Annotated in this window: 28 protein-coding genes; 18 read left to right on the top strand and 10 right to left on the bottom strand. The window is 71.8% G+C overall.

Annotation, left to right across the window (positions count from 1 at the left end):
* Nucleotide 1: 1 nt before the first annotated feature.
* Nucleotides 2–538 (top strand): GNAT family N-acetyltransferase, encoded by a 537-nt coding sequence (locus ACGH48_RS07200; protein WP_396290787.1) that lies wholly within the window; start codon nt 2–4, stop codon nt 536–538.
* Here ACGH48_RS07200 and ACGH48_RS07205 read toward each other — a convergent pair.
* The gene (locus ACGH48_RS07205; RefSeq protein WP_396290788.1) at nt 535–1,746 is read right to left on the bottom strand and encodes an MFS transporter; all 1,212 of its coding nucleotides are present in this window, start codon (nt 1,744–1,746) and stop codon (nt 535–537) included. The two genes, ACGH48_RS07200 and ACGH48_RS07205, sit on opposite strands and share 4 nt — an antisense overlap.
* A gap of 102 nt (nt 1,747–1,848) precedes the next feature.
* On the opposite strand from ACGH48_RS07205, the gene ACGH48_RS07210 reads away from it, so the two are divergent.
* The 4 genes from ACGH48_RS07210 (at nt 1,849) to ACGH48_RS07225 (ending at nt 4,882) form a co-directional block, all read left to right on the top strand.
* Nucleotides 1,849–2,700: an SDR family NAD(P)-dependent oxidoreductase gene (locus tag ACGH48_RS07210; protein ID WP_396290790.1), complete on the top strand. Its 852-nt coding sequence runs from the start codon at nt 1,849–1,851 to the stop codon at nt 2,698–2,700.
* 315 nt (nt 2,701–3,015) lie between these two features.
* Complete coding sequence (locus ACGH48_RS07215; protein ID WP_396290792.1) at nt 3,016–3,792, top strand: hypothetical protein; 777 nt, start codon at nt 3,016–3,018, stop codon at nt 3,790–3,792.
* 35 nt (nt 3,793–3,827) lie between these two features.
* The gene (locus tag ACGH48_RS07220) at nt 3,828–4,313 is read left to right on the top strand and encodes a hypothetical protein (RefSeq protein WP_396290793.1); all 486 of its coding nucleotides are present in this window, start codon (nt 3,828–3,830) and stop codon (nt 4,311–4,313) included.
* A gap of 26 nt (nt 4,314–4,339) precedes the next feature.
* Nucleotides 4,340–4,882, top strand: coding sequence for a cysteine hydrolase family protein (locus ACGH48_RS07225; protein ID WP_396290794.1), 543 nt, complete (start codon nt 4,340–4,342; stop codon nt 4,880–4,882).
* 93 nt (nt 4,883–4,975) lie between these two features.
* On the opposite strand, the gene arr is transcribed toward ACGH48_RS07225, so the two are convergent.
* Nucleotides 4,976–5,386, bottom strand: a complete 411-nt coding sequence (arr, locus tag ACGH48_RS07230; protein WP_396290796.1) for an NAD(+)--rifampin ADP-ribosyltransferase — start codon at nt 5,384–5,386, stop codon at nt 4,976–4,978.
* Between the two features lie 90 nt (nt 5,387–5,476).
* Between arr and ACGH48_RS07235 the strand changes: the two genes are divergently transcribed.
* The 3 genes from ACGH48_RS07235 to ACGH48_RS07245 all read left to right on the top strand — a co-directional run bounded on the left by ACGH48_RS07235 (nt 5,477) and on the right by ACGH48_RS07245 (nt 7,882).
* A complete protein-coding gene (locus ACGH48_RS07235) occupies nt 5,477–6,409 on the top strand; it encodes an ABC transporter ATP-binding protein (protein WP_123314435.1) in 933 nt (310 codons plus the stop codon).
* Nucleotides 6,406–7,272 carry an ABC transporter permease gene (locus ACGH48_RS07240; protein ID WP_396290799.1) on the top strand — a complete coding sequence of 289 codons (867 nt, stop codon included), beginning with the start codon at nt 6,406–6,408 and terminating at the stop codon, nt 7,270–7,272. Before ACGH48_RS07235 ends, ACGH48_RS07240 begins: the two co-directional genes overlap by 4 nt.
* Nucleotides 7,273–7,402: 130 nt before the next feature.
* Nucleotides 7,403–7,882, top strand: a complete 480-nt coding sequence (locus ACGH48_RS07245) for a hypothetical protein (protein WP_396290801.1) — start codon at nt 7,403–7,405, stop codon at nt 7,880–7,882.
* Here the strand turns inward: ACGH48_RS07245 and ACGH48_RS07250 are convergent, their stop codons facing one another.
* A complete protein-coding gene (locus tag ACGH48_RS07250) occupies nt 7,883–8,482 on the bottom strand; it encodes a dihydrofolate reductase family protein (RefSeq protein ID WP_396290803.1) in 600 nt (199 codons plus the stop codon). It lies immediately after the preceding gene.
* A 106-nt stretch (nt 8,483–8,588) separates the two neighbouring features.
* Here ACGH48_RS07250 and ACGH48_RS07255 point away from each other — a divergent pair, with 106 nt between their 5' ends.
* Nucleotides 8,589–10,487, top strand: coding sequence for a family 43 glycosylhydrolase (locus ACGH48_RS07255; RefSeq protein WP_396290805.1), 1,899 nt, complete (start codon nt 8,589–8,591; stop codon nt 10,485–10,487).
* 117 nt (nt 10,488–10,604) lie between these two features.
* The gene (locus ACGH48_RS07260; protein ID WP_396290807.1) at nt 10,605–12,041 is read left to right on the top strand and encodes a protein kinase; all 1,437 of its coding nucleotides are present in this window, start codon (nt 10,605–10,607) and stop codon (nt 12,039–12,041) included.
* 508 nt (nt 12,042–12,549) lie between these two features.
* Here ACGH48_RS07260 and ACGH48_RS07265 read toward each other — a convergent pair.
* The 4 genes from ACGH48_RS07265 to ACGH48_RS07280 form a co-directional block, all read right to left on the bottom strand.
* Nucleotides 12,550–13,035 (bottom strand): tetratricopeptide repeat protein, encoded by a 486-nt coding sequence (locus tag ACGH48_RS07265; RefSeq protein ID WP_396290809.1) that lies wholly within the window; start codon nt 13,033–13,035, stop codon nt 12,550–12,552.
* Nucleotides 13,032–13,868: a DUF6807 family protein gene (locus tag ACGH48_RS07270; RefSeq protein WP_396290810.1), complete on the bottom strand. Its 837-nt coding sequence runs from the start codon at nt 13,866–13,868 to the stop codon at nt 13,032–13,034. The genes ACGH48_RS07265 and ACGH48_RS07270 overlap by 4 nt, the downstream gene beginning before the upstream one ends.
* Nucleotides 13,869–13,878: 10 nt before the next feature.
* A complete protein-coding gene (locus ACGH48_RS07275) occupies nt 13,879–14,562 on the bottom strand; it encodes a class I SAM-dependent methyltransferase (protein WP_396290812.1) in 684 nt (227 codons plus the stop codon).
* A 198-nt stretch (nt 14,563–14,760) separates the two neighbouring features.
* Nucleotides 14,761–15,510, bottom strand: coding sequence for a FadR/GntR family transcriptional regulator (locus ACGH48_RS07280; RefSeq protein ID WP_123314411.1), 750 nt, complete (start codon nt 15,508–15,510; stop codon nt 14,761–14,763).
* Nucleotides 15,511–15,679: 169 nt separating this feature from the next.
* On the opposite strand from ACGH48_RS07280, the gene ACGH48_RS07285 reads away from it, so the two are divergent.
* The 6 genes from ACGH48_RS07285 to ACGH48_RS07310 are packed head-to-tail and all read left to right on the top strand — an operon-like array spanning nt 15,680 to nt 21,866.
* A complete protein-coding gene (locus tag ACGH48_RS07285; RefSeq protein ID WP_396290814.1) occupies nt 15,680–17,077 on the top strand; it encodes an MFS transporter in 1,398 nt (465 codons plus the stop codon).
* A complete protein-coding gene (locus ACGH48_RS07290) occupies nt 17,074–18,798 on the top strand; it encodes a dihydroxyacetone kinase family protein (protein WP_396290815.1) in 1,725 nt (574 codons plus the stop codon). The genes ACGH48_RS07285 and ACGH48_RS07290 overlap by 4 nt, the downstream gene beginning before the upstream one ends.
* A gap of 26 nt (nt 18,799–18,824) precedes the next feature.
* Nucleotides 18,825–19,310, top strand: a complete 486-nt coding sequence (locus tag ACGH48_RS07295; protein ID WP_111086530.1) for a ribose-5-phosphate isomerase — start codon at nt 18,825–18,827, stop codon at nt 19,308–19,310.
* On the top strand, nt 19,310–20,110 hold the full coding sequence (locus ACGH48_RS07300; protein WP_396290816.1) for a triose-phosphate isomerase family protein: 801 nt from the start codon (nt 19,310–19,312) through the stop codon (nt 20,108–20,110). The genes ACGH48_RS07295 and ACGH48_RS07300 overlap by 1 nt, the downstream gene beginning before the upstream one ends.
* Nucleotides 20,107–20,952: a sugar phosphate isomerase/epimerase family protein gene (locus ACGH48_RS07305; RefSeq protein ID WP_396290817.1), complete on the top strand. Its 846-nt coding sequence runs from the start codon at nt 20,107–20,109 to the stop codon at nt 20,950–20,952. The genes ACGH48_RS07300 and ACGH48_RS07305 overlap by 4 nt, the downstream gene beginning before the upstream one ends.
* Nucleotides 20,949–21,866: a phosphogluconate dehydrogenase C-terminal domain-containing protein gene (locus ACGH48_RS07310; protein ID WP_396290818.1), complete on the top strand. Its 918-nt coding sequence runs from the start codon at nt 20,949–20,951 to the stop codon at nt 21,864–21,866. The genes ACGH48_RS07305 and ACGH48_RS07310 overlap by 4 nt, the downstream gene beginning before the upstream one ends.
* Here the strand turns inward: ACGH48_RS07310 and ACGH48_RS07315 are convergent.
* A complete protein-coding gene (locus tag ACGH48_RS07315) occupies nt 21,841–23,448 on the bottom strand; it encodes a hypothetical protein (RefSeq protein ID WP_396290819.1) in 1,608 nt (535 codons plus the stop codon). The genes ACGH48_RS07310 and ACGH48_RS07315 overlap by 26 nt on opposite strands.
* An 80-nt stretch (nt 23,449–23,528) precedes the next feature.
* Between ACGH48_RS07315 and ACGH48_RS07320 the strand changes: the two genes are divergently transcribed.
* Nucleotides 23,529–24,290: an SDR family NAD(P)-dependent oxidoreductase gene (locus ACGH48_RS07320; protein WP_396290820.1), complete on the top strand. Its 762-nt coding sequence runs from the start codon at nt 23,529–23,531 to the stop codon at nt 24,288–24,290.
* A gap of 159 nt (nt 24,291–24,449) precedes the next feature.
* Here ACGH48_RS07320 and ACGH48_RS07325 read toward each other — a convergent pair whose 3' ends face one another.
* Both ACGH48_RS07325 and ACGH48_RS07330 read right to left on the bottom strand, forming a co-directional pair.
* A complete protein-coding gene (locus ACGH48_RS07325; protein ID WP_396290822.1) occupies nt 24,450–25,421 on the bottom strand; it encodes a DUF1648 domain-containing protein in 972 nt (323 codons plus the stop codon).
* Nucleotides 25,418–25,768: a GntR family transcriptional regulator gene (locus ACGH48_RS07330; RefSeq protein WP_396290824.1), complete on the bottom strand. Its 351-nt coding sequence runs from the start codon at nt 25,766–25,768 to the stop codon at nt 25,418–25,420. Before ACGH48_RS07330 ends, ACGH48_RS07325 begins: the two co-directional genes overlap by 4 nt.
* 153 nt (nt 25,769–25,921) lie before the next feature.
* Here ACGH48_RS07330 and ACGH48_RS07335 point away from each other — a divergent pair, with 153 nt between their 5' ends.
* Nucleotides 25,922–26,089 (top strand): hypothetical protein, encoded by a 168-nt coding sequence (locus ACGH48_RS07335; RefSeq protein ID WP_185021522.1) that lies wholly within the window; start codon nt 25,922–25,924, stop codon nt 26,087–26,089.
* Nucleotides 26,090–26,130 lie beyond the last annotated feature (41 nt).

A 26,130-nucleotide genomic window follows, 5' to 3' on the forward strand; every position in this document is an offset into this window, starting at 1 on the left:
AATGGCGGTCGACCTGCGCCCGTGGTCGGTCCACGACGCACCCGCGCTGCCCCTGGCCCGGCGGACGACGCCGGACCTGGACACGCAGTTCCCCGACGCCGACCTGCGCGACGAGGCGCAGGCGCGCGAGCACATCAGCCGGTTCCTCGGGTTCGGCGATCGCGCGAAGAACTGGGCGCTCGTGGACGACGGTGTCGCGGTCGGGAACGTCGGGCTCACCGCGATCGAGTTCCGGCACGGGACGGCCCGGGCGTCCTACTGGCTGACGCGCGGGGCACGCGGACGCGGACTCGCGACGACGGCGCTCGCCAGCGTCTCGTCCTGGGCGTTCGGCGTCGGGCTCTTCCGCCTGGAGCTCGGGCACCGGGTGAACAACCCCGCGTCGTGCCGGGTCGCCACCGCCGCGGGGTTCGCCGCAGAGGGCATCGAGCGACAGAAGCTGCGGTACGGCGTCGAACGCTTCGACGTGGAGACCCACGCTCGTCTGGCGACGGACCCGGCCCCGGTTCTGCCGGCGCTGCTCCAGGTCTCCGACTAGAGCCGCGCCGGGAACGCCGATCGCCGGCCCACCAGGGTGAGCAGCGCCGCGATCGCCCCGAACACGATCATCACCACGGCCAGGACCAGTCCGTCGAACGCGGTCAACAGCGCGGCTCCGAAGACCCCGGCGACGAAGATCGCGATGTTGAACGCGACCGGCAGGAACGCGCTGGCGACGTCGGCGTTCTCTCCTCCGGCCGTGGTGAGCGCCGCCTGCAGCTGCGTCGAGGCGCCACCGAAGCTGATGCCCCACAGGACGGCGGCGACGAGGACGGCGACCGGCGATGCGTGGCCGACGAGCAGCACGACACCGGTGACGACGAACAGTCCGACGCTCAGGTGCAGCAGCGGCCGGGGGTGTCGATCGAGGAGGGCGCCCGTGACGACGACGCCGAGGATCGCCGCGATGCCGTAGACGAGGAGGACGAGCCCGGCGCTGAGGTCGGTACCGGTCACCCGCAGGTACGGCGAGATGTAGGTGTAGATCGTGTTGTGCGCGACCATCCACGTGGCGATGACGGCGAGGATGACCGCGATCCCGCGGATGCGGAACACCTTGACGACGGAGAGCTTCGCGGCGCCGGTCTGTCCCGGCGCATCCGGCACGAACACGGCGATGAGGGCCAGGATGACGACCCCGACGAGGCTGAGGCCGATGAACGACCACCGCCAGTCCAGAGCGGTGCCGATGAACGACCCGAGGGGCGTGCCCAGCGCGAAGCCGACGGGCGCGCCGGTGGAGACGATGGCGAGCGAGACGCCGGCGAACCGGGCAGGGCTGATCCGCCGCGCGTAGGTGGCGAACATGCCCCAGATGACGCCGGACGCCGCGCCGGCGACGAACCGTGTCACGAGCGCGACGGTCACGTTCGGCGCGAACGCGGTGAGGGTGTTCGCGATGACCAGCACGGCGATGGCCGTCATGAGCAACGGCTTGCGGCGCAGACTCCGGGTGAGGGCGATCGCCGGCACCGTGGCGATGACCGTGCCGATCGCGTAGGCGCTGACGAAGAGCCCGACCGTGCCCTCCGACGTCCCCATGCCGTCCGCGATGACCGGCAGGAGGCCCGCGGGCATGGTCTCCATCGCGACGAGCACGAACCCGATCGCCGCGAGCAGCGCGAGCGGGAACCACGGCAGCCGGTCGTCGGCGTGCGGTGTGTTCGCGGGCTGGTTCGACGGGGTCGTCGTCACGAGGTGGTCCATGTCCCTGACGGTAGATGCAGACCGCGGGCGGCTGAGAGGTTCTGCCCGACCCCGTCTGGGCAGAGCCTCACTCACTGCACGGATGTGGTCTTCGATGGGGACATGACCGAGCCCCAGACCTTCTTCATCACCGGGACCAGCCGCGGCATGGGCACCGACTTCGCGCGTGCGGCCCTGGACGCCGGACACCACGTCGTCGCGACCGGGCGGGACCCGGAACGCGTCCTCGCAGCCGTCGGCCAGCACGAGGAGCTGCTCGCCGTCGCGCTGGACGTCACGGACGAGCGCACCGTCCGGAGCGCGGTCGACGCCGCGATCGAACGGTTCGGCCGCATCGACGTGCTGGTGAACAACGCCGGCAGCTTCCAGGGCGGCTTCTTCGAAGAGGTCTCGCCGGAGCAGTTCCGCGCGCAGATGGAGACGAACTTCTTCGGTGCGCTGAACGTCACCCGCGCGGTGCTCCCCGTGATGCGGGCACAGCGCTCCGGTCGGGTCATCACCATCAGCTCGACCGCCGGCATCGTCGCCGGCGCCGGAGGGAGCGCGTACGCCGCGTCGAAGTTCGCGCTCGAGGGGTGGATGGAGGCACTGCACGACGAGGTTCTGCCGTTCGGCATCCACACCACCGTCGTCGAGCCCGGTTTCTTCCGCACCGACCTGCTCGCGGAGGGCAGCTCCACGTTCTGGGGTGACGTCCACCTCGACGACTACCGTGCCTCGTCCGACCAGACGAAGGGGTTCTTCCGCGGCATGGAGGGCAAGCAGAGCGGCGATCCGGAGAAGCTCGCCCGCACGCTCCTGGCGCTGACCGAGATGTCGGAGCCGCCGGTGCGCCTCGTGGCCGGAGCGGACAGCGTCGCGGGGGTCCTGCGGAAGGCACAGCAGCTGGACGAGCAGGCGCGGGCGTTCCCGGAACTGACCTCGTCGCTCGACCTGGACGACCAGCAGCGCTGAGTCGGGGATCCGCACACGACCAAACCCCTCGAACGGGGGCTCCGAATGAGTCCGGTCGTTCATGACCCGTTACCGGACGCGCCCTCGTCGTCGACCCGAACTTCGACGTGGGCGCGTTCGTACGCCCGGGCAATCGATCCGGGGCCCGGTTCCGAACAACCCGCAGTAACGGATCAGGAGTTGTCCGTCCGGCCCTGTTCGGGTCAGGCACCGGACGGGCAGCTCTCCCGTCATCGCACGAGTGCCACGTAGCACCCCGGACACAGCGAGTTCGTTCAGCTCCCCAACGCAGCACGAGGCGGCGAGACTGGTTCGGTGCGTTCTCGTCTCGTCGTCGGACTCCTCGTCACCCTTGCCTGCACCGTGCCGCTCACGGCGTGCTCGACCGTCGAGGGCCTGGCACACGACGCGCTGCGGTCGTCCGACGGATCGAACGGCACCGAGACGGCGCCCTGTCCGCGCGACGACGTGCCAGCACCGGAGCAAGCCGACCCGACACCGGAACAGACCCCGGCGCCGACCCTCGACCCCGCCGTCGCGAGCCAGGTCGGCACCGCGCTCCGACAGGTCCGTGCGCTCCCGTCCGTCGCCGAGGCCACGCAGACGACCACGAACACCCCCAGTTCCACCCCCGACCCGACCTGTTCCACCCGGTGGGTCACGTCGAACCACTTCGCGTCGCGCTTCACGGTCACGATGGACCCCGACGCGACCCCGGCCGAGGCCGGAGCCGTCCCGACGACGATGGCCACCGAACTGGCGTGGACCGGCGTCTCCCTGACGCTGACCGTGCCGGCGGACGAGGAGCACATCGCCAGCACTGTCCACTACGAGGGCACGTTCGACCAGCAGATCCCGACGTCGACGTCCACTGCGGTGGCGCAGGGACTCGCGACCCTCGCCGCGACCCCGCACGTGACCGGGCTCGAGGCCTCGATCCCGTACACGATGCGCGTCGACTACGGTTCGCTCGTCATCGGCGTGGACTCGGAGGACCAGGGCGTCCTCGACCGCGTCCGCGCCGTGATCGACACGACGGCCTTCGCGGACACGACCCTGCACGGTTCGTTCGGCAACGGCGCGAAACCGTGACCCGCGGCGGCGGAGCGCGCCGGTAGCGTCGAACGGTGATCTCCACACCTCGCCCCGGTGTCCGCCCGTCCGTTTCCGACGACGGGCCACAACGTCAGCTCACCGACCGCGCGACCCCGGAGCGGTGGGGACGACTCGTCGCGAACGCCCTGGCACTGCCGGACGTGGTCGAGGGGCACAGTCAGGTCTCGCCGGCGTCGTCGCGCGCACTGTTCCTCCGCGACCGTGCCGACCACGTCGTGCCGTGGACGTCGCTCGCTCCCGAGGGGCGCCTCGAACCCGTGCACCTGCACGGTGTCGACGACACCTCGGTGCACCTGTGCCTGCCGGCGGCTCGCGGCGTCGAGCTCACCGCTCTCGGGTGGGTGACCCCGCACCAGTACGAGGACCACGGCACCGAGTTCCTCGTCTACGGGCCGCGCGACGACCACGAGGTGGACGTCGTGCTCTCGATCATCGCGGAGAGCCTCGCCTTCGCCCGCGACCCCGGCGACGAACAACCCGGACACGGCCCGGTCTGAGGCCCGCGGCACGCCATACTGACCCCATGACCCGCGCGCTGCTCCTCGTCGACATCCAGCTGGACTACTTCCCGGGTGGGGCGTTCCCCCTCGTCGAACCCGAGGCCGCCGCCGCCGCGGCCCGCGCGGTGCTCGATTCCTTCCGCGCTGCCGGCGACCTGGTGGTGCACGTGTTCCACGTGTCCACCGACCCCGATGCCACGTTCTTCGTGCCGGGCACGCCGGGCCTCGACTTCCACCCGTCGGTCGCGCCCGTCGACGGCGAGACGATCATCGAGAAGCACGCACCGAACAGCTTCATCGGCACCGGACTCCAGGAACTGCTGACCGACGCCGGAGTCGACGAGGTCACCATCGTCGGGATGATGAGCAGCATGTGCATCGACTCGACGACCCGGGCCGCACACGAACTCGCCTTCACCGCGACGGTCGTCGCCGACGCGTGCGCGGCGCCGGACCTGACATCCGGGGGCGTCACCGTCCCGGGTGCGAGCGTCCACGCCGCCTTCATGGCGGCGCTCGACGGCAGCTTCGCGACCGTCACGACGAGCGACGCGCTCAGCCGCTGACGTCCGCAGGACGCGTTGGGGGCCCTGAGATGGGACGGAGCGGACGGGAGGCCCGTGGCGGCCCCGCCCCGCGCCTCCCGTCCGCCAGCCGGCTCAGTTGATGATCTCCCCGCGCTCGTCCGCGCGCAGTGCGGCCAGGCGCTCGCGCCAGAGGCGCAGCGCTTCGGACGTGAGTCGGGGCCAGTCGGCGACCTCGCGGACGATCCGTACTGGTTCGGTGCTGCGGTAGGACCGGGTCGGGTTGCCGGGGAACTTCTTGTCGGTGACATTGGGGTCGTCCTCGTACGGACCGGTCGGCGCGACCTCGTAGACCCGCGGTTCGGCGTCACCGGCGGCGAGCTCGGCAGCGAGCCCGGCGCCGTCGGAGACCGCCGTGAAGTAGACGTGGTTCATGACCACCTCGGGGCGGTAGTTCGACCGGAAGCCCGCGGTGAGCAGGTCGCCCGGCACGAGGTCGGCCTTGGTGCCGTGGAAGAACGGTCCGTCGTCCTGTGCCTGCTTCACGGCGTCAGGCTAGTCCCGGCACCCCCGCACCTGACACATCCCCCTTCCGACGGACGCGCCGCCGGACACCGCTGCAATAGCGTGGCCGCCGTGATCGAAGTCAGCCACCTCACCAAACAGTACGGTCCGAAGACCGCCGTGGACGACGTCTCGTTCGTCGTCCGACCCGGCAGTGTGACCGGCTTCCTGGGGCCGAACGGCGCCGGGAAGTCCACCACGATGCGCATGATCATGGGCCTCGACCGGCCCACGGCGGGGAGCGCGACGGTGAACGGCCAGCCGTACACGACGTTCCGCGACCCGCTCCGACAGGTCGGCGCCCTGCTCGAGGCGAAGGCGGTCCACTCGGGCCGCAGCGCCTACAACCACCTGCTCTCGCTCGCGGCGACCCACGGCATCCCGAAGGCCCGCGTGCACGAGGTCATCGACATGACCGGCCTCGAGTCGGTCGCGAAGAAGCGCGTCGGCGGGTTCTCGCTCGGCATGGGGCAGCGCCTGGGAATCGCTGCCGCACTGCTCGGCGACCCGAAGACCCTGATCCTCGACGAGCCCGTCAACGGCCTCGACCCCGACGGCGTGCTGTGGGTCAGGCAGCTCGCCCGGCGGATGGCTGCCGACGGCCGCACCGTGTTCCTGTCCAGCCACCTGATGAGCGAGATGGCGCAGACCGCCGACCGCGTGGTCGTGCTCGGCCGCGGCAAGGTCCTGGCCGACGCCCCGATCGCCGAGTTCGTCGCCGGCGGCGGAGCCGCTCCCGGTGCCGCCGGTGGTGGCAGCCGGGTCATCGTCCGGACGCCCTCGCCCGACCAGCTGTTCCAGGCCATCGGGCCGAACGCGACCGTCACCCCGCGCGAGGACGGCACCTTCCTGGTCGTCGGTCCCGACGCACCGACGGTCGGCAACATCGCCGCCCAGGCCGGCGTCGCACTGCACGAACTCACCCCGACCGGCGCGAGCCTGGAGGAGGCCTACATGGCCCTCACCCGCGACGACGTCGAGTACCGATCGGAGGGCACCCGATGAGCGCCACCACCCCGCCCGTCACCTGGGCACACTCGGCTTCCATGCCGGACTCGGTCCGCCTGTCGTTCCCGCACCTGGTCCGCAGTGAGTGGATCAAGCTCCGGAGCATCCGGTCGACGATCTGGTGCTACGCGATCCTCGTCGTCTTGACGATCGGCATGGCGGCGCTGCTCGGCGCCTTCGTGGTCGTGCCGGAGAACGCTCCGCAGTCTGTCATGAACGCCAACTTCGTGAGCATCAACACCACCGGCGTCTCGCTCAGCGCGCTCGTCGTCGGTGTGCTCGGCGTCCTGATCATCACCGGTGAGTACGGCACCGGTCAGGTCCGCTCAACCTTCACGGCTGACCCGCGGCGTACGGGCGTGATCCTCGCGAAGGCGACCGTCCTCGCGCTGACGACCTTCGTCGTGAGCGTGGTGTCGACGTGGATCGGCGTGCTCCTGTCGGCGCTGTTGCTGTCCTCCGACGGCGCGACCGCACAGATCGGCGACCCGTCGGTGTTCATGCCGATCCTCGGTTCGTCGGTCTACGTGACGCTGCTCGCACTGCTCGCCTACGGCATCGGTCTGCTGGTCCGGTCCAGTGCCGGCGGCATCGCGATCACGCTCGGCATCCTGCTCGTCCTGCCGGTGATCTTGTCGCTGGTCGCGGGTCTGTTGAACGCCGACTGGGTCGGTGACGTGTTCCGGTTCCTGCCCGACCAGGCAGGTAGCCAGCTCTTCGCGTACTCGTCCTCGGGCGCGGAGGCCGGACCGACGAGCGGTGTCGTCCTGAACGGCTGGGGCGGCTTCGGCGTCCTGGCGGCCGAGGTGTTCGTCGTGGGTGCACTCGCGCTGACGGTCGCACGTCGACGCGACGTCTGACCCGACCGCTCGGGCTGCACACGCGTTCTGCGACGTCCCACCTGTCGATCGACAGGTGGGTCGTCGCACGTTGCACACGCATCGACTGCTCGTGCGACGAGTGACCCCACGGCGTCGCTAGGCTCGCACCGTGCGACACCTCCCCGCCCTGGTCCTGCCGGCGCTCGCCGTCGTGGCCCTGCTCGCCGGCTGCACGTCGGCGCCGCCCGTCGACGAGCAGGCCCTCGCCAAGTGGAAGACGCAGCAGGAGGCGAGGACCGAGACCGAGGACGCGGTCCTCGGGGTGCTGACTGCCGACACGAGCCCCGGCGACGAGGACCCGGCCCATCTCGAGCCCGGCGTCCGCGTGCAGTTCCCGGACTCGCGGACGATCGACCACCTCGAGTTCTCGTGCTACGGAAACGGGCAGATGCGCGGCATCGTGCGGACCGTGTCGGCGCGCGGATCGCAGAGCATCGAACTCGATCCGATGTCCTGCACGGACAGCCCGCACCAGATCGAGCTGTCGTCGAGCAAGGGCGTCGACAGCGTCGCGTTCAACGACTTCGACAGCGACCGGCCGAGCGCCTGGCGACTCGTCATCATCGGTCCAGGCCCCTCGGGGGAGTGACTAGCGCAGCACCTGGTACCGGTGCAGCGTGACGCCGTTGTGGTACTGCTGCTGCTCGAGCAGGTCCAGCAGCACCGGCGGCCGTCCACCCGAGGCCGGCGGATCGAACAGCGGACGGCCAGCGCCGAGCACAGCGGGGTGCGTGTAGAGCAGGAGCTCGTCGAGCAGCCCCGCGTCGAGCAACTGCGTCGCGAGGTTCGGGCCGCCGACACCGATGTCGCCCTCGGACTCCTCGCGCAGGACGGCGAGCTGCGCGATCGCGTCGTCGCCGCCGATGATCCGCGTGTTGTGGTCGGCGCTGGTCCGGGTGCGTGAGACCAGGATCTTCGGGTGGTCGGTCCAGATCTCGCCGTACTCGCGCATGAACGCCGGCATCGACTCGTCGGTGCGGGCGTCCGGCCAGAACGGGTCCATCATGTCGCGGACGACCCGACCCTCGACGGACAGGGTCATCGCGGCCGCGCGGGCGTTGAACTCGCGGTGCAGCGGCTCGTCGATCCGCATCCACTCGGGTCCATCGACGTCGCCGAGTTCGCCCTCGTCGCGCTCGACGAAGCCGTCGATCGACACGTTCATCCAGTACACGAACCTCGCGGGCATCGCTGACTCCTTCGTCACGCGGAACCGGACGGAACCGTCCCGGTCCGCTGCCCGCGAGCGTACGCTCGCGCAGGCAGCCCTTCCTCGACGATGAGAGCAGGACCCCGTGCGCCGAACAGTCGCAACCATCCTCGCCGTCGCGACGCTCACGGCGGTCGCGACCACGGGCCTCCCGGTCGGCGCCGCCGCAGCGTCCGCGCCCGTGGCGGACCGGACCACCGGACACAGCAGCGCGGGACACGGCGCCGCGGCGCCGACCCACCGGAACCCGGTCGCACTCAGCCTGCCCGATGGCGAGACGGCGGCGAGCTGCGCCGACCCGACCGCGATCCGCGGGGTCGGACGGGACCGCAACTGGTACCTGTACTGCACGACCGACGCGCTGACGGCGACGGAGCAGAACGCGGACGGCTCCCTCGTGCAGCACGGCGTGCCGACGTACCGGTCGACCGACCTGACGCACTGGACGTACGTGAACGACGCGTTCCCGACACGACCGGCGTGGGTCGGGTCCGCCAACGGGATCTGGGCACCGGACGTCGTGTACCGCGCGGGCGAGCGTGGTCGTCCCGGCACCTGGTACCTGTACTACGCCGCGTCGGACACGCCCTCGGCATCGGCACCGACCGGCGGGGGATCGGCGGTGGGCGTCGCGACGAGCTCGAGCCCGACCGGTCCGTGGACGGACTCCGGAGGCCCCGTCGTCGCTCCGCAGGCGGCCGCGAACGGCACCGGGCAGCGCTGGGCGTTCGACCCCGAGGTCATCACCGACAAGGGCACCACGTACCTGTACTTCGGCAGCTACTTCGGTGGCGTCAACGTCCGCACCCTCAGCGCCGACGGGCTCCGGTCCGACCCCGCGAGCGAACGGCAGATCGCGATCGACAACCGGTACGAGGGCGCCTACCTGATGCGCCACGACGGCTGGTGGTACTTCATGGGCTCCGCCACGAACTGCTGCAACGGCGCACTCACCGGGTACGGCGTCTTCGTCGCCCGGTCGCGCAGCCCACTCGGACCCTTCACCGACCAGGACGGTGTCGCGATCACGAGCACCCGGGTCGGCGGGACCCCCCTGCTCGCGCAGAACGGCAACCGCTGGGTCGGCACCGGGCACAACACGGTGGTCACCGACCTCGCCGGCCAGGACTGGATCGTCTACCACGCGGTCGACCGGGGCGACCCGTACTACGCCGGGCAGCCGACGTACACGAAGCGGCCGGCGCTCATCGATCCGCTCGACTGGCGGCACGGCTGGCCCGTCGTGCGGGGCGGGGCGGGGCCGTCCGACACGGTGCAGCCGGGGCCGGTCGCGCAGCCGGGGCAGCGTGCGACCTACCGGGCGACCACTGCACCTGTCGACGTGCCCGGACGGACCATCCGCGCGTTGTCGACGTCGTTCGACGGGAGCACGCTCCCCGCGGCGCTCCGCTGGACCCGCGAACCCGACCGCTCGACCTGGACCGTCGCCGGCGGTACGTTCCGCTGGCAGACGCAGGACGCCGACATCCACCCACCGGCGACACCACTCGCCTCGGTCCTGTCCGAACCGGCGCCGCGGGGCGACTACGTGCTGCAGACGACCGTCGCGGTGGACACCCCTGCCACGGGTGACGGCAAGAACTACGTGCAGGGCGGACTGATCGTGTGGGGTGACGACGGCAACTACCTCCGGCTGACGTCGAACTCGATCTTCAACACCCGGCAGACGGAGTTCGGCAAGCAGGTCTCCGGGCAACCGGCCGGGGCGCCGAGCTACGGCAACATGGTCGTCGGACCGGTCGGGGACACCACCACGCTCCGGATCGTGCACCGGTCCGTCCGCGGGGAGCACCGGTACACGGCGTACACGAGTGTCGACGGGCGGCACTTCGTCCGAGGTGGGACCTGGACGGCGGACCTCGGGAGCTCGCCGAGGGTCGGGCTCATCTCGCTCGGTGGCGCCGGGTTCACGAGCACGTTCGAGGACCTGCGGGTGAGCACGGTGGCGACGCACCGGCGGTGACGGGCTGCCGAGCCGGGCGCGCCGGCGCCGTTCAGCCGGAGAACGCCGTGGGCCACCACGATCCCCGTCGGGATGGGAAGATGCACCGACGCCTGCCCGCACCGAGAACGAGGTCCGATGAGTCCGACCGAGGACACCCAGTCCGCGGCCCCACTGCTCGACGGGCGCTACCGTCTCGAACACGCCATCGGCCAGGGCGGCATGTCCGTCGTGTACCGCGGCATCGACGAGAGCCTGCACCGCCCCGTCGCCGTCAAGGTCTTCCACGCCGGCACCGTCGACATCGCTCGGCAGGAGGCCGAGCTCGGCGTGCTCGCCTCGCTTGAGCACCACAACCTGGTCAGCCTGCTCGACACCGGGGTCGTGACCGGCCACGACGGCACCCACCAGCGCTACCTCGTGATGGCACTCGTCGTCGGACAGGACCTCGAGGAACGCCTCGCCGTCGGCCCGCTCGCCTCACGCCACATCGCCGAGATCGGCTACGACATGGCCGAGGCGCTGCACTACATCCACAGCCACGGCGTGGTGCACCGCGACATCAAGCCGTCGAACATCCTGCTCGTCGACTACGGCAACGACTCCGACCGTGCCCGTGCACGGCTCACCGACTTCGGCATCGCGCTCGCCGCGGGCGTCGAGCGGCTCACCGCCGACGGCGTCACCACGGGCACCGCCGCCTACCTCAGCCCGGAGCAGGCCCGAGGCGGCGACGTCGGCGCCCCGAGCGACGTGTACTCGCTCGGCCTCGTGCTGCTGCAGTGCTTCACCCGGCGCCGTGAGTTCCCCGGTTCGCTCGTCGAGTCCGCCGTCGCTCGGCTGTCCCGCGACCCGGTCGTCCCCGAGCCCCTGCCCGAGCACTGGAAGCAGCTGCTCCGCGCCATGACCGCACAGGACCCGGCCGCCCGCCCAGCCGGTGCCGAACTCGTGACGCTGCTGCGCGACGCCGTCATCGCCGAGACCGCCGGCACGGACCACGTCGTCGACACCACGTCGGCGGTGTCGTCCGCGGCGGCCGGTACGCCGCGTGCCGAGTCCGACACGGCCCGCCCGGCGACGCTCGACACCCTGCCCGACGAGGCCCTGCACCGCACCACCGCGATGGCCGCCCGCCTGTTCGACGCCCCGATCGCCCTGGTCGAGGTGCTCGACGAGGACCGTGCCTGGTCGCAGTCGTACATCGCCGAGGGCGTCGACGAAGCAGCGCGCAACATCAACTTCCGCAACGGGTTCGCGCCCGTGCCCGTCCCCGTCGTCATCCCCGACGGCTCCACCCACCCCGAGATGCAGCACAGCCCGCTCGTCACCGGGCCGCTCGGCATCCGGTTCTACGTGAGCGTGCCGCTCGTCAAGCACGACGGAGCCCCCATCGGGACGCTCGCCGTGCTCGACACGAAGCCGCGGCAGGCGACCGAGGCCGACCTGGCGAACCTGCACGACCTCGCCGCGCTCGCGGTCACGCAGCTCGAGCTCCGGCAGGAGTCGCTCCGCACGACGAGCGACTCCCTGCCGGTCGCGCAGGTGACGGGGCAACAGGAGGGCGCGCGGCCCTAGACGGTCGCCGCTGTCGGACGGGAGGCCCGGTGCGGGCCCGCACCGCGCCTCCCGTCCGCCCTGCGGTCGCGTCGCGTGCGTCGCTCGCCTGCGCGGGCGGCCGCCCGTCCGTCAGCGTGCGCCCGTCAGCCCGCTGCCCGTCCGCGCGCCGGCGCGTCAGCGCACCGGCCCGTCAGCCGGCGAGCGGGCGAAATGCCGGGGTGCGCGGCCCCTCCACCCGGGTATTTCGCCCGCTCGCGCAGGCATGCCGCAACTCGCATGCATCCGCTGGAATACGATCACCCGTTCGCACGAGCGGGCGAAATGCCAGCGTTGCGCGCCAGGTACACCCGGATGTTTTGCCCGTTCGCGGGTGGGGTGGGAGTTCCCGACGGCTCGAGCGGGCGAAATGCCGGGGTCGGATGCCGGACGGACCACGGTGTTTCGCCCGCTCGCCGTCGGGTCGCGAACGGCACGAGCGCGTCGTGGTGACCCGACACCGAGCGCCCGCGGGTCGGGGCGGGAACCGTCAGGCGTCGGTGAGGGCAGCGGCGTAGGCGCGGACGGACCGGTTGTAGCGGGGGAGCGTCGGCTCGACGGCCTCGATCGCGACCCGGAGTGCTTCGTCGTGACGGCCCGCACTGCGCAGGGCGAGCGCGAGGAACACCTTCGGCGCGGCGCCGGTGGATGGGTGCTCCGGTGCGTCGCGGAGCATCGCGATTGCCTCGTCGATCCGGCCGAGGTTCCGCAGCGTCGAGGCGTGCTGGACGACCATCTGCGCGGCACGGGCCGGATCGACGTCCGCGAGTCCCGCGGCCGTGGCCGCTGCATAGTGGACGTCGGCCTCCGCCTCGTGGCCGCCGGAGTCGTTCGCGCCGCCGAGCTCGAAGGCACCGAGGGCCGGGTGCGGTGCAGCCGCGGCGAGCTCGCGCATCCGCTCGATGCGCTGCTGGTCGTCGATGGTCTCGTCGGCCCAGAGTGCGGCGACGCGGGCTTCCCAGTCTGCGGTGCTCATCGGTCCAGCGTATTGCCGGGCAGGACGGCACCGTCGGTGATCGTCGCGCGGAAGGAGCGCACGAAGGGGACGCCGGGGCGCACGAGCGCCGGTTCACGCCAGGCGAGGGCCGAGCCGATGGCCGGGTACTCCGCGACCCGGACGAACCAGGGATCGCGGTGGTCGAGTGCTTCGAGCCGGACCGTCGCCGGGGCACCCTCGAACACCGCGGACCACTCGACCCACGGAGCGACGGAGCCGTGCACTGCTTCCTCGCCCTGCGCGTCAGCGGTCCGGACGACCACGTCGGTGCATTCGGCGAACCGCCAGGAGAACCCGCCGTAGCCGGCACCGACCCGACCGTTGCTGCCGGGGCTGCCGAGGTGCACGATGTCGTTGCCTTCAGCCCGGAACGAGGACGACCACGTCAGTTCCCAGCCGGAGTCGACGGCACACCACGCGAGGGTGCGGCCTTCGTGCAGGACGACCGTGTGGTCGGGGCCGCGCCAGGCGAGTTCCTGGACCGTGCGGCCACCGTGCGGAGCGGGGTGCTGCTCGGCACGCACGACGTCGGCCCGGCCGTGGTCGTCGCGCCAGACGTAGCCCTCGCCGTGCACGTAGGTCGGACCGCCCCAGCAGTTGACGCCGTCGATGTCCGGGATCGCGACTCCGACTCCGCAGTGCCACTCGTGGTCGGCCGGGTGGTGGGCAGTGAGGACGGTACGGCCGAGGGTCCGCACCGGGTGCAGGTACGGGCGAGGGGACGAGTTCGCAGTGGTCGCGGCGCCGTCGCGACCGACAGCGACCTCGACCGCGTCCACCTCGACCGTGCGGCGGTGGTCGTCGGTGCTCACCGCTCCGACGCTACCCGCGCGAACGGCGGACCAGCACCACGCTGTCGACGACCTGGTGTGGGTCGCCGTCGGGCGTCGTCGCCGTGCGCGGCCGGAGCTCGGCGGCGATGACGTCCCAGGTGTCGTCGAGCTGCAGCGCCATCAGGTCCTCTTCGGGCGTCGGGAACCGGTACTCCCGCAGTTCGGAGGGCAGGTCGTCGTGCGGTGGTGCAGCGTGCGCCGTGACGAGCAGGTGCCCGCCGACCGCGACGAACCCGGCGGCCCGTCGCAGGATCGCCGCGCGCGGGATCTCCACGGGCCACGACTGCAGGAACGACGCCGTCACCAGGTCGAAGCGCGCCGCCGTCGCCCACGTGGCGAGGTCCGCTGCGACGAAGGCCGTCTGTTCCTCGACCCCGGCCGCCACCGACGCCCGCGAGCCACGCTCGATCGCCGTCACCGACAGGTCGATCCCGAGGGCGTCCCACCCCTGCTCGGCGAGCCACACGACGTCGCCGCCCTCACCGCAGCCGAGGTCGAGCGCACGGCGCGCACGGTCGCCCGGCGCCGGTGGCAGCTCTGCGGCGACGTCGGCCAGCACCGCGTTCACCCGACCCGACCAGATCCCGTCGCGCTCCGCGTACCGCTGCTCCCACCACTCGCGAGCCGAAGCGGTGGGGGAGCCGGCGGCGGCGGTGGTCTCGTGTGCATGCATCCGCCCACTCCAGCGCACCTGCCGGACCCGTCCCAAGCCCTGTTGCCGCCCCGGCAACGTCGCACCGTGCGAGGCGGACTCGCACCGCGCCTCCCGGCCGCCCGATCGTGAGCAGAAGATGTCGGGTCGCCGTCACGGACCCGACCATTTCTGCTCACGAAGCGCGCGCCCGCCCGCCCGCGCGCCCGCCCCCCCCCGCTACTCGACGGGCGGGACGGGCTCCGCGTTCTCGATGCGGGCGCTCGCCGTGGCCATGTGCTCGTCCATCGCCCGCTGCACGGCGGGCACGTCGCCGGCCCGCAGTGCCTCGTAGATCGCGCGGTGCTCCTCGTAAGCCGCCTCGGTGGCCTGTCGGGTCTGGACGCGGCGACCGACCCACACGCTCAGCATCGACCGCAGGCTCTGCAGCAGATCACCGAGCACGTCGTTCCCCGCGGCTCGGGCGAGCAGGACGTGGAACCGGACGTCGGCGTCGATGAACGCCTCCGGGTCGTCGAGGGTGGCCTCTTGTCGGACGAGGTACTCGCCGAGCTCGGCGACCTGCTCGGGCGTGGCGCGCTGCGCGGCGAGGATCGCGACCGTGCGCTCGAGCGACGACCGGACCTCGAGCAGCTCGCGGGTGCGGTTCGAGGCGAGCATGAGCCCCCACGACAGCGTCGTCGGCAGCAGGTCCGAGGTGCCGCCCTGCAGGTACGTCCCCGAGCCGGGGCGGATCTGCACGATGCCCAGGATCTCGAGGGCGGCCAGCGCCTCGCGCACGGCGGAGCGACCGACGCCGAGCCGTTCGGCCAGGATCCGCTCGGACGGCAGCCGCGAGCCCGGTGCCAGTTCACCCGCGGTCAGCAGGGACACGAGCTGTCGGGCGACCTCGGAGGCGGGCGAACCCGCGGGCACGGACTCGAGTTCGAGTCGGATGTTGAGGGGATCGTCCGGGCTGAACGCGGGCATGCAGTGAGCGTACCGTTCGGTCAACCGGTTGGGCTTGCGTGCTTTGGTCAACCGGTTGACAAGTCGAACTGGAATCCGCACACTGGACCAGGCGCACCGATGCGCCCGCTCCATCCGGGCGCAGCAGCACGGGTCGGAGTCGTACCACCCCCACCGAGCAGGAGTCATCGTGGACATCCCCGCCACGCGAGGCATCCCCACCTCGGTCGTCGAGAAGACGGCCATCCGCAAGATCGCGATCCGCATCGTGCCGTTCGTGGCACTGATGTTCTTCATCAACTTCCTCGACCGCACCGCGATCTCCTTCGCGGCCCCGAACGGCATGGAGGCGGACCTCGGTCTGACCGCCGCCCAGTTCGGGTTCGCCTCCGGCGTGTTCTTCATCGGTTACCTCGTGCTCGAGGTGCCCTCGAACCTGGCGCTCCACAAGTTCGGCGCGCGCATCTGGCTCGCCCGCATCATGATCACGTGGGGCATCGTCTCGCTGCTCTTCACGTGGGTGCAGAACTACCCGCAGCTCGTCGGGCTGCGCTTCCTGCTCGGCATCGCCGAGGCGGGCTTCTTCCCCGGCGCGATCCTGTTCCTGTCGACCTGGGTGCCCGCGCGCCACCGCGGCAAGATGCTCGCGCTGTTCTACCTGGCGCAGCCGCTCACCAGCGTCATCGGCTCCCCGCTCGCCGGCTGGCTGATGACCCACGAGGGGCTGCTCGGCGGACTCGCCGGCTGGCGCTTCATGTTCCTCTGCGTCTCGATCCCGGCGATCATCGTCGGCATCCTGTGCCTCTTCGTCCTCAAGGACAAGCCGTCGCAGGCGAAGTGGCTCGACGAGGACGAGAAGCTGTGGCTCGAAGGTGCCCTGGCGAAGGAGAACAAGGAGAAGAGCGGGGGAGACGGTCACGCCAAGGGCGGCCTCCGTGCCGCGTTCGGTTCCGGCCGCGTCTGGATGCTCGCGGCGGTGTACTTCGGCTTCATCTACGGCCTGTACGCGCTGAGCTTCTTCCTGCCGACGATCATCGACGGCTTCCAGGAGCAGTTCGGCACCACGTTCGACCTGTTCCAGAAGGGCATGATCACGGCGATCCCCTACGTCCCCGCCGCGGTCGTCCTGTACTTCTGGTCGCGTGACGCCTTCCGCCGCGGCGTCCGGGTCTGGCACATCGCCGTCCCCGCGCTCGTCGGTGGCCTGAGCATCCCGGTCGCGCTGTACATGAACAGCCCGGCCGCCACGATCGCCGTCATCGCGGTCACCGCCTGCGCGATCTTCGCCGCGCTGCCGAACTTCTGGACCGTGCCGACGCAGTTCCTGACCGGAGCCGCCGCAGCCGCGGGGGTCGCGCTGATCAACACGATCGGCAACCTCGGTGGCTTCGCTGCCCCGTACATCACGGGTGTGGTCAGCGGGTGGACCGGCGGCTACCAGGTACCGATGTTCATCGTCGGCTTCTTCATGGTGCTGTCGAGCGTGCTGATGTTCGTGCTCGGCCGGGGCACGAAGCGGAACGAGCAGCGTGACGCCGACGCTGCGGCGCAGGCCACGACGACCACGACCCAGGAGAGCCACGCATGACCCGCCTGTTCAACGACCCCGCCGACTTCGCCGACGAGATGGTCGACGGCTTCGTGGCCGCGAACCAGTCCCGGGTCCGCAAGGTGCACGGGGGCGTCGCCCGCTCGACCACCAGCCCCGAGGGGACCGTCGCGCTCGTCGTCGGCGGCGGATCCGGCCACTACCCGGCGTTCGGCGGACTCGTCGGGCACGGTCTGGCCGCCGGTGCCGCGATGGGCAACCTGTTCGCCAGCCCGAGTGCCCAGCAGGTCACGGCGGTCGCGAAGGCGTCCGAGCATGGCGGCGGTGTGCTGCTGAGCTACGGCAACTACGCGGGCGACGTGCTGAACTTCGACGCCGCGGCGCGGGCACTGGCCGACAGCGGCATCGAGGTCCGCACGGTGCGCGTGACCGACGACGTCGCGAGCGCCCCGAGCTCCGAAGCGCACAAGCGCCGGGGCATCGCCGGTGACCTGTGCGTCTTCAAGGTCGCCGGCGCCGCAGCCGAACGCGGGGACGACCTCGATACGGTCACCGCGATCGCCACCCGCGCCAACGACCGCACCCGCAGCTTCGGTGTCGCGTTCTCCGGATGCTCGCTGCCCGGCGCCGACGAGCCGCTCTTCACCGTCCCCGAGGGCCGGATGGCCATCGGCATGGGCATCCACGGGGAACGCGGCATCGCCGAGGCCGACGTCCCCACTGCCGACGGTCTCGCCGACCTGCTCGTCGACAAGCTCCTGACCGAGCTACCGGATGGCATGGGCGCGCACGCAGGCCAGCGCGTCGTCCCGATCCTGAACGGCCTCGGCAGCGTCAAGTACGAGGAGCTCTTCGTCGTCTTCAACGCCGTGCAGCGGAAGCTGACCGCGGCCGGCGTCGTGGTCGTCGAACCCGAGGTCGGCGAACTCGTCACGAGCTTCGACATGGCCGGCGTCTCGCTGACGCTCTTCTGGGTCGACGACGAACTCGAGCAGCTCTGGGCAGCGCCCGCCGACAGTCCCGCGTACCGCAAGGGCGGCGCCGTCCCGCAGGAGCAGGTCGCACCCGAGACCCTCGCCGCGGACGAGCAGGCACCGGTCACGCCCGGTACCGAGGCGTCGCAGGCGTCCGCCACTCGGGTCGCCGCGGCGATCACGGCCATCCGCGTCACCATCGACGACCACGCCGACGAGCTCGGCCGCATCGACGCCGTCGCCGGTGACGGCGACCACGGCATCGGCATGCAGCGCGGCTCGACCGCCGCCGACCGCGCCGCGCAGGACGCCGCCGCGCGCGGCGCCGGTGCCGGGAGCGTCCTGGCCATCGCCGGAGACGCCTGGTCCGACAAGGCCGGTGGCACGTCCGGTGCGATCTGGGGAGCCGCCCTGGAGGCACTGGGTCGCGTCCTCGGCGACGACCAGCGTCCGTCAGCCGCCACCGTCGCACAGGCCGTGCACGCGGCCGTCGAAGCGGTCCTCGCCTTCGGTGCCGTCCCCGGCGACAAGACCATGGTCGACGCGATCGTCCCGTTCGACCAGGTCCTCACCGACCGCGTCGCGGCCGGCGACGACCTGGTCAGCGCCTGGTCGGCCGCGTCCGCCGCCGCGACGGCCGCTGCCGACGCCACCGCCGACCTGCTGCCCAAGATGGGTCGCGCTCGCACCCACGGCGAGGACGCCGTCGGCACCCCCGACGCCGGCGCGATCTCGTTCGCCCTGATCACCGCGGCGGTCCTGTCGACCGTCTCCGTCCCCGCCTGACCCACACCACCACGAAAGGCACCCGCATGAGTGACCAGCAGTTCCGCATCGTCGTCGGCTCGGACGACGCCGGGTTCGACTACAAGGAGATCATCAAGCAGGACCTGCAGGCCGACCCGCGCGTCGTCTCCGTGGTCGACGTCGGCGTCGACGCGGACGGCCACACCGCGTACCCGCACGTCGCGGTCGACGCCGCACGCCTGGTCGCGAACGGCGAGGCCGACCGGGCGATCCTGATCTGCGGCACCGGACTCGGGGTGGCGATCGCGGCGAACAAGGTCCCCGGCATCCGTGCCGTCACGGCGCACGACTCGTTCAGCGTGGAGCGCTCGGTCCTGTCGAACGACGCGCAGGTCCTCTGCATGGGGCAGCGGGTCGTCGGCGTCGAGGTCGCGCGCCGGATGGCGAAGGAGTGGCTCGGCTACACGTTCGACGCTTCGAGTGCCAGCGCATCGAAGGTCGCGGCGATCTGTGCCTACGACGGCTCGGCCCCGGTCGGGACCGACGCCTGATGCCGGCGACCACGGCGGCCGCCCCGATCACGATCGGGGTGTCGCTCAAGATGTACTTCGGGCACGCCCGGACGCTCGAGTGGGCGGCCGCCGTGGCCGACATCGCCCGGACCCACCCGGCGGTGCAGTCCGGCGCGGTCGAGCTGTTCGTCATCCCGACGTTCCCGTCGCTCGTGCCGGTGCACGCCGTGCTCGAGGGCACGCCGGTGCTCCTCGGCGCGCAGGACCTGGCGTGGGCCGACGAGGGCGCCTTCACCGGTGAGGTGTCGGGCCGCGAACTCCGCGAGATCGGGGTCGACCTGGTCGAGATCGCGCACGCCGAGCGCCGCTCCCTGTTCCACGAGTCCGACCAGGACATCGCCGGCAAGGTGCACGCCGCCTTCCGCAACGGTCTGCGTCCCCTCATCTGCATCGGCGAGACCGACCGTGCAGCCGACGGCGACCCGTCCGCCGCCGTCGCCGAGGTCACCGCGCAGCTGGACCGCTTCGTCGCCACGGCCGTCGCCGACGGGCTCGCCGGCCCCGTGATCGCCGCCTACGAGCCGGTCTGGGCGATCGGTGCGCCGGAGCCCGCGCCCGACGAGCACATCGTCGCGGTGCTCGCGGGCATCGAGCAGCACCTGTCGACCCGCCCGGAGCTCGCCGGTTCGGTCGTCATCTACGGCGGCAGCGCCGGACCGGGTCTGCTCACGCGCGGTGACGGCCGCATCGGCGGCCTGTTCCTCGGCCGCTTCGCCCACGACCCCGCGGCGGTCCGCACGATCCTCGACGAGGCCGAACTGCTGGGGGCGAGCGCATGACCTCCCTGCTCGGCCTCTCCACCTACGCCTACTTCTGGCGCATGTCCGACCGTGTCGAGGCGCCGATGTCCCTCGACGACGCCCTGCGTGACGCCGCGACCCACGACGGTGTCGACCTGTTCCAGATCTGCGACCACCTGCCGCTCGACACCGCGTCGGACGACCGGCTGACCGCGATCCGGACGCTCGCAGACGACCTCGGGCTCACGCTCGAGGTCGGCACCCGTGGCACGGACCCGGCGCACCTCGCCCGGTACCTGCACATCGCGCAGATGCTCGGCGCGACGCTCGTCCGGTCGATGTGGACGAGCGGCGACGACCAGCCGGACGCCGTCGAGACCGAACACCGCCTGCGCGAGGCGATCCCCGCCTACGAGGCGGCCGGGGTGACGCTCGCCCTCGAGACGTACGAGGTCGTCGCCACCGCCGACCTCGTCGCGGTGGTGCAGGCGATCGGCTCCGACCGCCTCGGCATCTGCCTGGACCCGGCGAACACCGTCGCACGGCTCGAACACCCCGCCGACGTCGTCGCGATGACCGCACCGCACGTCGTCAACTGGCACGTCAAGGACTCCGGGTTCACCCGGTCGCCGGGGTGGGTCGGCTTCCAGTACATCGGCGTCCCGATCGGCACCGGGGTCGTCGACCACGACGCCGTCCGCGCCGCGATCGACCCCGACGCCCGCGGGATCAACCGCGTCATCGAGTTCTGGCTGCCGTGGCAGGACGAGCACGCCGGCGCCGAGGCCCACCCGGGCGAGACGCCCGCACAGACCACCACCCGCATCGAGGCGGCGTGGACCGAACACACCATCGAGTACACCAGGAGCAAGGAATCATGACCGACACCGTCACCACCACCCACACCGTCGCTGCCGGATCCGGTACGGCCGACGTCACCGTCGCCGTGATCGGTGCCGGCGGCAAGATGGGCACCCGCGTCTCGAACAACTTCGCGAAGAGCGAGTACACGACGCTCTACAGCGAGGCCTCGCCCGCGGGTCAGGAGCGCATCCAGGCCCTGGGCCGCGAGCTCACCGACAGCCTCGACGCCGCGAAGGCCGCCGACGTCGTCATCCTCGCCGTCCCGGACGTCCTGCTCGGCACCATCTCGGAGCAGCTCGTCCCCGTCATGCAGTCGGGCGCGACGATCCTGACGCTCGACCCGGCCGCCGCCTACGCCGGACTGCTCGCCAAGCGCGAGGACATCCACTACGCCGTGGCGCACCCGTGCCACCCGTCGGTGTTCCTCGAGCGCACCACCAAGGCCGAGTGGGACGACACCTTCGGTGGCATCGCCGCCCCGCAGGAGGTCATCGCGGCCTTCGATGCCTCCGAGTCCCTCGGCGACCAGGACGAGCGTGCCAAGGCGATCGCCGAGGCCGTCATCTCCACCATGTACGCACCCGTCATCCAGGTGCACTGGGTCACGGTGAAGCAGCTCGCCGTGCTCGAGCCGACCCTGGTCGAGACCATCGCCTGCATGATCGGCGACTTCCTCAACGATGCCCTCGAGGAGACCGTCACCGGTGTCGGCGTGCCCCGCGAGGCCGCCCGCGCCATGCTCTACGGCCACACCTGGATCGCGCTGACCAACGGCCTCCGTGGTTCGAACCCGTTCTCCGACGCGTGCCACATCGCGATGGGCTACGGCCGCGAGAAGCTCATCAAGGAGGACTGGAAGCAGGTCTTCGACGACAGCGAGCTCGACTCGGTCATCGCCAAGATGCTCAAGATCGACGCCGTCCGCCGCTGACGTTCGTCTGATCCGCCGAAGCGACAGATTCCCGCCGACCATCGGCGGGGATCTGTCGCTTTCGCGGCACCCACCGCCCGCCGCGGGGTCCCCAGGCCTCGGCGAGGGTGATCGAGGCGACCCCCGGCACCGTCAGCGCCTCCACGGACGCCGCGAACCACGCCCGCGCCGCGGGGGAGTGCTGCTCCGGATCGGTCGCGTTCGGCACGAACTGCGGCCCGTACCCGGCCTCGATCGTCGCGTCGGTCACCGACGGGCGCGCGGACGTCGCGACCGCGTTGAACCGTGGTCGCAGCGTCACCGGTCCGACGTGGAGCGCCCTGCCGGCGGCCAGCCGGGAGGCACTGCTCACCACCCAGCGCTGCATCCGGATCGACTCGGTCACCTGTTCGGGCGACCGGTCGTGCATCTGCGGCGTCACGCTGAAGGTCAGGGGCCCGTCCCAGTCGCGGAACAGGTCGACGGTCCGGTTCAGCTCCGTGAAGTGCGCGCGGGTGCCCGCCACGACCTCGAGGTCGCCCACGGAAGCCGCGGCGTCGCGCAGGGCCTGCTGCAACGCCGGGGTCGTCACGTGTGTGGTCGGGGCGAACGCGCCGATCCGCACGACCGCGCCCGAGTCGAGCACGTCGTCGATCGCGGCACGGAGCAGGTCCGGGTCGTCGGTGACGAACCGGACGTCGAGCGGCCCGCCGCCGGCATCGCGCCGAGCTGACGCCAGTACGGCCCTGACGTTCGGGTCGCCGAGCACGGGTTCCACCACGACCGGCACGTCGAGCGGCGCCGCGGTCGGGCGCGCAGCGGCCGGGGCCGAGGCGGCGAGCAGCTGGAGCGTCGGCGGCGGGTCGACCACGGTGGTGGGAGCCGGCCCGTCCAGGAACGCGAGGTCCGGGGCGGGGGAGGCCGTGCCTCCCGGTCGATCGTCCGTCGTCGCGCGCAGCATGAGCGACTGGTGGACCACGGAACCCGCGTCGAGCGCGACGGGGAACGGCTCGGACAGCGGCGTCGAGTAGGTCTTGAACGACGCGTCGGTCCAGTTGCGCTGGTCCTCCGTCTCGAACACGTCTCCGGCCAGGTCGAGCGTCAGCGCGACCCGACCCGTCAACCAGTCCAGGCCCGACAGGTCGGTGGCCGGTTGGTGCGGCGCGATCCACGTCGGGAACGCGGACTCGGTGACGGAGCCGGACGGGTGCCGGGCGGTGAACGGCACACCGGCGAGGGTCGGCGGGTGCAGCACGACCAGGCCGGTGCGGTTGCGGCGGAAGGACACCGTCGTGGTGGCGACCGCGTCGACGTGCAGGGTCGGGCCGTCGACGGTGACCTCGAGGACGTACCGGAGCACCTCGGTGCCGTCGTACCGGCTGCTGGCCTCGATGCGGAGGCGTCCGCCGGTGCCCGTGCCGGACGGCTGCGTCCGTGCGAGCACGGTGTCGTCGGCGGTGCGCCAGTCGTGGTCCCGTGTCACGAACCGGATCGCCCGCAGCACCGATTCACCGTCGTACGCGAGGTCGGCGAGCTCGGCACCGCGCAGGGTGAACCGCCACGCACCGATCGACGACTCGGTGCCCATCGACGTCACGGTCATGGTGCATGACTACCACCGGTCAACCGGTTGGGCAATGATGGGTCCGTGGAGCGACGACGCTCCCAGGACGGAGCGCCCGCATGACCGCACGACTCGACCACAGCACCGCACTCGTCACGGGGGCGGGCTCCGGCATCGGCCGCGCGATCGCGGACCGGTTCGTCGCCGAGGGCGCGCGCGTGGTCTACGCCGACCGGGACGCGACAGTGGCGGACGCCGCGGCAGCGGCAGCCGGTCCGCGCGCACTGCCGCTCACCGTGGACATCGCCGACGAGGGCAGCGTCGCGGCCGGGTTCGCCGCCCTCGCCGCGCAGGAGTGGACCCCCGACGTCGTGGTCGCGAACGCCGGCGTGCAGCTGTTCGGCCACGATGCCGCGGTCGCGGACGTGTCGCTCGAGACCTGGAACCGGACGGTGGCGGTGAACCTGACGGGCACGTTCCTGACGGTGAAGCACGCCGTCCGGGCGATGCTCGCGGCCGGCGGTGGCGGGTCGATCATCGCGACCGGCTCACCCACCGGCCTGAACGGCGAGGGCGCCGACTTCGCGGCCTACTCGTCGACCAAGGGCGGCATCCACGCGCTCGTCCGTGCGACCGCGATGGCGTACGCGCGGGACGGCATCCGGGTGAACACCGTCGTGCCGGGCTACACCGAGACCGGGCTCGTCCGGACGATCTCCGGCGATCCCTCGGCGCGCGCGGCGATCGTCTCCCGCACACCGCTCGGGCGCCCCGGGACCCCCGACGACGTCACCGGGATCATGGTCTACCTGGCCAGCGCGGAGTCGTCCTACGCGACGGGCGCAGAGTTCCGCGTCGACGGCGGCATGACGAGCCTCTGACCCGACCGGGAGGCCCGGCGTTCCGCGAAAGCGACAGTGTGCCGCGAACGGTTCACGGCACACTGTCGCTTCCGCGGCGGTGACGGCGCGCGGCCGACGAGATCTGTCGCCTTCGCGGCACACACCACCACCCCGACCGGGAGGCCCGGCGCGGCCCCGTCAGGCCGGCGTGCGCTGGGCGAGCAGTGCGCCCAGGGCCGCGGCCCCGCCCGCAGCGTCCGGCACCGTCACCATCCTCGCCTGCCCGCCGCGGAGCCGTGCCACGAGCCCCGGCCCGGACCGCACCACGTAGGCGACCCCGCGGCCGGAGAACCGGTAGCCCCACCCGCCCCACTGTCCGGGCGACACGTCCTCCCATCCGCAGGACTCGATCCGCTCGAGCGGGACGCGTATGAGGGGGATGCGGGTCCAGGTGGAGGTCAGCCGCATCCCGCGACGGTCCACGGTGAGCTCGACCCGGGCGAGGACCAGCACGGCGAGCCCGGCGACGACCATCGCCGCTCCGAACCCGACGGCCGTGCCGACGCCGGCCGGCGCCATCGCGATCCCCGTGCCGATGCCGAGTCCGACGACCACGGCCCCGAGTGCCGCGAACCAGCGACTGCCGATGCGCGCGCGCCACGCCACCCGCGTGTCCGACCCGACGCACAGCGGTTCGACGTCGTGCGCGGGCACCGGGGCGGCCGACCGGACGAGTGCGACGACCGGCACCGCGGCGATGACCGCGCTGACGGCCAGGAACGGGACGGTCCACCAGCCGGACAGCGTCCCGTCGCCGACGGTGTTCGTGGCGGCGAGCACGATCCAGGCGGTGCCCAGACTGCCGGCGAACAGGTTGGCGACGAGCACCAGGGTGGCGGCGGTCCGGCGGTCGGGCATCCGCAGCGCCGCGAACGCCAGGGCCACCGCGCCGGCGGCCACCGCGAGCGTGATCCAGAACACCGGCCAGGGCGAACTCCAGCCGTCCGCGGTGCCGTCGGCTCCGAAGTGGACGGCCATGCGGTCCGGCAGGCTCGGTGCGGCGACGAGCGCCGCGATCACCAGGGCCAGCAACACCACCAGCCCGGGTGCCACCACCGCCGTGCGCGTCGTCGTGCGCAGCGTTCGGTTCGTCGCTGGTCGGTTCGTCATCGTGCCCCCTTGATCATCGTGAACAGGTCGTCGAGCGGGACCCCGAGCGTGTCGGCCTGGTCGCGCAGCTCGTCGACGAGCGTGCGCAGCCGGTCGAACGAGGCGTTGCCCGATCGCAGGACGGTGGCTCCGCGACCCCGCCGCAGCTCGATCAGTCCGTCGTCCTGCAGCTGTGCGTAGGCGCGCAGCACCGTGTGCATGTTGACGTCGACCGCGGCGGCGAGGTCGCGCGCCGCCGGCAGGCGCTCCCCGCTCGCGAGCTCGCCGCGTGCGATCGCGTACCGGATCTGCGACGCGACCTGCTCGGCGAGCGTGGCCCGAGCGGTCGGGTCGACGGTGATCAACATGTTCGCATTGTATGCGAACAATCCCGCCGACTCCAGGGTGCTCGCACTGCGTTCTCCGACCATTGGCCACGGAACGCAGGCCCCCGTCCGGGGGTACGTCGCCCGGGTACTTTCGGTTGCAGCGAACCACTCGCTATTCAGGGAGAAACCACGATGACGAACTACGAATCCGCCGACGGGGTGGAGCCCGTCCAGGTCACCACCTACCGTCTCGTCCGCAAGGCCGCCCGACGTGGTTGGGCCGTGCCCACCGACGAGGCCGAGCCGTCCCTCGCCGACCTCGTGAGCACCCGCGGCTCCGCGCGCCCCGAGGGCCGCTGACCCGCACGCCGACGCCGCAGCCGAGCCCGCAGTATCGTCGG

It is taken from the genome of Curtobacterium pomorum (assembly GCF_044497295.1).
Taxonomy (GTDB): domain Bacteria; phylum Actinomycetota; class Actinomycetes; order Actinomycetales; family Microbacteriaceae; genus Curtobacterium.